The sequence below is a fragment of the Actinomycetospora sp. genome (assembly GCF_055612215.1).
On record NZ_JBVPVA010000433.1, the window covers coordinates 1 to 5,352 of the forward strand.

The following is a 5,352-nucleotide window of genomic DNA, read 5'->3' on the forward strand; positions in this document are numbered from 1 at the left end:
CACGGCGGGCTGGACGAGCTCACGGCCACCGTCGCCCGCATCCTGCGCACCGCGGTCCCCGTGCACGGCCAGCTGGTGCGGGTCTCGGCGACCATCGGCGCCGCGGTCGGCGCGACGCTCGGCCTCCCGCCGGCGAGCGGGGAGCCGGACATCGACCTCACCGGCGACCCCATCGAGCAGGTCCTCGCCACCGCCCCCGTCGACGCCCCGGACCATCCCGCGACCGCGGACCTCGTCCGGTTCGCCGACGCCGCGCTGTTCGAGGCCAAGAGCGGCTCGAACCGGGTCGCGCTCGCCGACGAGGCGATCATGCGCGGCGCCGACGAGGCGCTGCGGATGGAGTCGCAGCTCCGCCAGGCGATGGTCAACGACGAGCTCGTGCTGCACTTCCAGCCCGTCGTCGGGCCCGACGGCCGGGTCCAGACCGCCGAGGCGCTGGTGCGCTGGCAGCACCCCGAGCACGGCCTGATCTTCCCGGACAAGTTCCTCCCGATCGCCGAGGCCGCCGACCTGCTCGGCGACCTCGACCGCTGGGTGCTGCGCGCCGCGGTGCACGCGGCGGCGACGTGGCCCACCTACGACGGCCACCCGACCGCCTCCGTCGCGGTCAACCTCGCGGGCCTGCTGCCCGGCGACCCCGACTTCCTCACCACGGTGCACGAGATCGTCACCGAGTCCGGCCTGCCCTGGGACCGGCTGGTGCTCGAGCTCGTCGAGACCTGCCTGGCCGACCTCCCGCCCTCGACGCTGCGCGAGATGAACGAGCTGATCGCCGCGGGCGTGCGGTTCGCGGTCGACGACTTCGGCACCGGCTACTCCTCGCTGTCGCGTCTGACCGGGCTGCCCGCCCAGATCGTCAAGCTCGACCGCGGCTTCGTCCGCGGGGTCGCGACCGGCGAGTCGGACCGGGCCGTGGCGCGGGCGGTCGTCGAGCTCGCGGCGGCCATCGGCCAGACCTGCGTGGCCGAGGGCGTGGAGGACGCCGACCAGTTCGCGGTGCTGCGCGACCTCGGCGTCGACGCCTACCAGGGCTGGCTGTTCGCCCGGGCGATGCCCTCGGCGGCGCTCGAGGAGATCCTCGCGCAGGGCCCGATCAGGCCCGAGGTGGCCGACGCCTCGTAGGGGTGCCGTGGCAGGATCACCCCTCGGTGAGATCGTCCCGCTCGTCGCACGCCCCCGTCGCCGTCCGGCGCCGCCGGGTCGCGTCGTGCCTGGTCACGGTGCTCGTCGCCCTCCTGCTCGCGGCGTGCGGCGGCGACGAGCCGCCGACCCCGGAGGGGCCCTCGGCCCCCGACACGGTCCGCGTCGGGTCGGCGGACTTCCCCGAGAACCGGCTGCTCGCCGAGATCTACGCGACGGGGCTCTCGACCCGCGGGGTGAAGGTCGAGCGCCGCTTCGGCATCGGCAGCCGGGAGACCTACGTCCCGAAGCTGCGAGACGGCACCGTCGACCTCGTCCCGGACTACACCGGCAACCTGCTGCGCTACCTCGACCCGACGGCGACGGCGACCGCCCCGGCCGACGTGTACGCCGCGATCGGCCGCCGGCTCCCGCCCCCGCTGGTGCTCCTGGCGCCCAGCGCGGCGGAGGACAAGGACGCCGTCGTCGTCACCCGGGCGTTCGCCACCGCGAACGACGTCCGCTCGATCGCCGACCTCACGCGGTTCTGCCCGGCGACGACCTTCGGCGGGCCGCCGGAGTTCGCGACCCGCCCCTACGGCGTCCCGGGCCTCGCGGCGACCTACGGGTGCACGTTCCGGGAGTTCCGCCCGCTCGACTCCGGCGGGCCGCTCACCGTCGCCGCGCTGCGCGCCGGCACCGTGCAGGCCGCGGACCTGTTCACCACCGACCCGTCGATCCCGGGCAACGACTTCGTGATCCTCGAGGACCCGCGGTCGAACTTCGCCGCCCAGCAGGTCGTGCCGCTGATCAACTCCGCCAAGCTCGCGGACCCCGCCGTCGCCGACCTGCTGAACCGGATCTCGCAGAAGCTCGACACCTCGACGCTGGCCGACCTCAACCGCCGCCTCGACGCGCCCGACAAGCCCGACCCGGCCCAGGTCGCCCGCGACTGGCTCAGCTCGGCCGGGATCGGCTAGGGCGGAGCCCATGTGAACGCTCTTCGTCGTCCCGGCGACGAAAATCGTTCACATGGGCTCGGCCCTACTCGCTGTCGTCGCGGGCGAGGAACGTGGCGAAGCGGTCGGCCGCGCCGGCGTGCTCGGGGTGGGCGTCGACGAACGCCCGGAGCCGGTCGGCGAGCCAGGCCAGGGAGACCTCCTCCTCGCCGCGCCGGTCCTCGAGCTCCTCGATGCCGCGGTCGGTGAAGTACATGCTCCCGATGTCCCCGTCGCTCCGCTCGCCCCTGCCCTGCAGCTCCCCGTCGCTCCGCTCGCCCCTGCCCTACAGCTCCACGGCCTCCGCGATGAGCGCCTTCTGCTCCACCTCGTGCACCTTCGCGACGCCGGCCGCCGGTGCGGCCATCCGACGCCGGGAGATGCGGCGCAGCCCGCGCACCGCCGGGACCTTGTCGGGCAGGTTGAGGCCGAGGAACGGCCAGGCGCCCTGGTTCGCCGGCTCCTCCTGGACCCAGGCGAGGTCGGTGATGCCGCTGTAGCGCTCCACGACGGAGGTGATCTCGTCCTTGGAGATCGGGTAGAGCTGCTCGAGGCGCACGATCGCGACGTCGTCGGTCGTCCCGGCCTTCTCCCGCGCGGCCACCAGCTCGTAGTAGACCTTGCCCGCGCAGAGCAGCAGGCGGGACGCGCCCGCCGCCTTCTCGTCGGACGAGAACGCCGGGTCGTCGATGATCGGCCGGTAGCGCCCGGAGGTGAACTCCTCGACCGAGCTGACCGCGGCCTTGTTGCGCAGCATCGACTTCGGGGTGAAGACGACCAGCGGGCGGCGCACGCCGTCGGTGGCGTGGCGGCGCAGCAGGTGGAAGTAGTTCGCAGGGCTCGACGGGAGCGCGACCGTCATCGACCCCTCGGCGCACAGCTGCAGGAACCGCTCGATGCGCCCGGAAGTGTGGTCCGGGCCCTGGCCCTCGTGGCCGTGGGGGAGCAGCAGGACGACGTCGGAGGTCTGGCCCCACTTCGCCTCACCGGACGAGATGAACTCGTCGATGATCGACTGCGCGCCGTTGACGAAGTCGCCGAACTGCGCCTCCCAGAGGACCAGGGCGTCGTGGTTGACCACCGAGTAGCCGTACTCGAAGCCCAGGGCGGCGAACTCCGAGAGCGCCGAGTCGTAGGGCATGAAGCGGCCCTGGTCCTCGCTCAGGTGGCGCAGCGGGACGTACTCCTCGCCGGTGTGCCGGTCGATGAGCACGGAGTGGCGCTGGACGAACGTGCCGCGTCGCGAGTCCTGGCCGGAGAGCCGGACGAGCTTGCCGTCGATCAGCAGCGAGCCGAACGCCAGGAGCTCGGCCCACGCCCAGTCGATCCCGTCCTGGGTGTCGGACGAGGCGGCCTTCCCGCGGCGCTCGAGCACCGGCTTGACGCGCGGGTGGACGGTGAAGCCCTCGGGGAGCTCGACGAAGGCCCGGGCGATGCGCTGGACGACCTCGAGCGGCACCGCGGTCTTCAGCGAGTTCGGCACCGCCTGCTCCCACTCCACCGAGGGGCTCGGCGAGATCTGGGCCTTCTCCAGTTCGCGGACCTCGTTGAAGACGTGCTCGAGCTGGCTGCCGTAGTCGCGCAACGCGTGCTCGGCCTCGTCGAGGGAGATGTCCCCGCGGCCGATCAGCGACTCGGTGTAGGTCTTGCGGACCGAGCGCTTCGCGTCGATGACGTCGTACATCTCGGGCTGGGTCATCGAGGGGTCGTCGCCCTCGTTGTGGCCCCGGCGCCGGTAGCAGATCATGTCGATCACGACGTCGGAGTTCCAGCGCTCGCGGAACTCCACGGCCTGCCGCGCCACCCAGACGCAGGCCTCCGGGTCGTCGCCGTTCACGTGGAAGACCGGCGCGTCGATCATCTTCGCCACGTCGGTGCAGTAGTGCGTCGAGCGGGTGTGCTCCGGGGCGGTGGTGAAACCGACCTGGTTGTTGACGATCACGTGCACCGTGCCGCCGGTGCGGTAGCCGCGCAGCAGGGCGAGGTTCAGCGTCTCCGCGACCACGCCCTGGCCGGCGAAGGCCGCGTCGCCGTGCATCGCGACCGGCAGGACCGTGAAGCCGTCCTGGCCCTTGTTCAGGATGTCCTGCTTGGCGCGCACGATGCCCTCGAGCACCGGGTCGACGGCCTCGAGGTGCGACGGGTTGCTCGTCAGCGACACCGTGGTCTCGCCGTCGCCGAACATCCGGAAGAACTTGCCCTCGGCGCCGAGGTGGTACTTCACGTCGCCGGAGCCGTGCGCCTGGCCCGGGTCGAGGTTGCCCTCGAACTCGCGGAAGATCTGCGAGACGGGCTTGCCGACGATGTTGGCGAGCACGTTGAGGCGGCCGCGGTGCGGCATGCCGATGACGACCTCGTCCATCTCGTGCGCCGCGGCCTCGTCGAGCACCGCGTCGAGCAGCGGGATGACGGTCTCCGCGCCCTCGAGCGAGAAGCGCTTCTGCCCGACGTACTTGGTCTGCAGGAACGCCTCGAACGCCTCGGCCGCGTTGAGCTTGGACAGGATGTACTTCTGCTCGGCGACCGGCACCTTCTCGTGCGGCACCTCGATGCGCTCCTGCAGCCAGGCGCGCTTCTCGGGGTCGAGGATGTGCATGTACTCGATGCCGATCGTGCGGCAGTACGAGTCGCGCAGCACCCCGAGGATGTCGCGCAGCTTCATGGTCTGGCGGCCCGCGAACCCGTCGACGGGGAACTCGCGGTCGAGGTCCCACAGCGTGAGCCCGTGGCTCTGGATGTCCAGGTCGGGGTGCTGGCGCTGCGGGTGGTCGAGCGGGTCGGTGTCGGCCATCAGGTGGCCGCGCGTCCGGTACGCGTCGATCAGCTCGATGATCCGCGCCGTGCGGTCGATCGAGGTGGTGGGCAGGTCCTGCGTCCAGCGGATCGGCTCGTAGGGGATGCGCAGCGACGCGAAGATGTCGTCGTAGAACCCCTCCTCGCCGAGGATGAGGTGGTGGATCCGGCGCAGGAAGTCGCCCGACTCGGCGCCCTGGATGATCCGGTGGTCGTACGTGGACGTCAGCGTGATGATCTTGCTGATGCCCATGTTCGCGAGGCGCTCGTCGCTGGCGCCCTGGAACTCGGCGGGGTACTCCATCGCGCCGACGCCGACGATCGTGCCCTGGCCGACGGTCAGGCGCGGCACCGAGTGGTTCGTGCCGATCGTGCCCGGGTTGGTGAGGCTGATCGTGACGCCGGCGAAGTCCTCGGTGGTGAGCTTGCCGGTGCGCGCCTT

The 5,352-nt window shown here is 71.8% G+C and carries 4 protein-coding genes; 2 read left to right on the top strand and 2 right to left on the bottom strand.

The genetic code is table 11. From position 1 onward, the window contains the following. Together AC0CYZ_RS12190 and AC0CYZ_RS12195 are read left to right on the top strand one after the other, a co-directional pair. The coding region (locus tag AC0CYZ_RS12190) for a putative bifunctional diguanylate cyclase/phosphodiesterase (RefSeq protein WP_472215638.1) at positions 1–1,122 on the top strand (1,122 nt) is incomplete at its 5' end. Between the two features lie 26 nt (positions 1,123–1,148). Continuing rightward, positions 1,149–2,099, top strand: a complete 951-nt coding sequence (locus AC0CYZ_RS12195) for an ABC transporter substrate-binding protein (RefSeq protein ID WP_472215639.1) — start codon at positions 1,149–1,151, stop codon at positions 2,097–2,099. Between the two features lie 64 nt (positions 2,100–2,163). Here AC0CYZ_RS12195 and AC0CYZ_RS12200 read toward each other — a convergent pair whose 3' ends face one another. Further along, a complete protein-coding gene (locus tag AC0CYZ_RS12200) occupies positions 2,164–2,334 on the bottom strand; it encodes a DUF6104 family protein (protein WP_472215640.1) in 171 nt (56 codons plus the stop codon). A gap of 69 nt (positions 2,335–2,403) precedes the next feature. Beyond that, a partial coding sequence (locus tag AC0CYZ_RS12205) for a multifunctional oxoglutarate decarboxylase/oxoglutarate dehydrogenase thiamine pyrophosphate-binding subunit/dihydrolipoyllysine-residue succinyltransferase subunit (RefSeq protein WP_472215641.1) occupies positions 2,404–5,352 on the bottom strand: 2,949 nt, incomplete at its 5' end.

What these genes read in the sequence shown, in the direction of transcription:
- AC0CYZ_RS12200 (WP_472215640.1), bottom strand. Translation starts at nt 2,334, where the DNA reads ATGTACTTCACCGACCGCGGCATCGAGGAGCTCGAGGACCGGCGCGGC.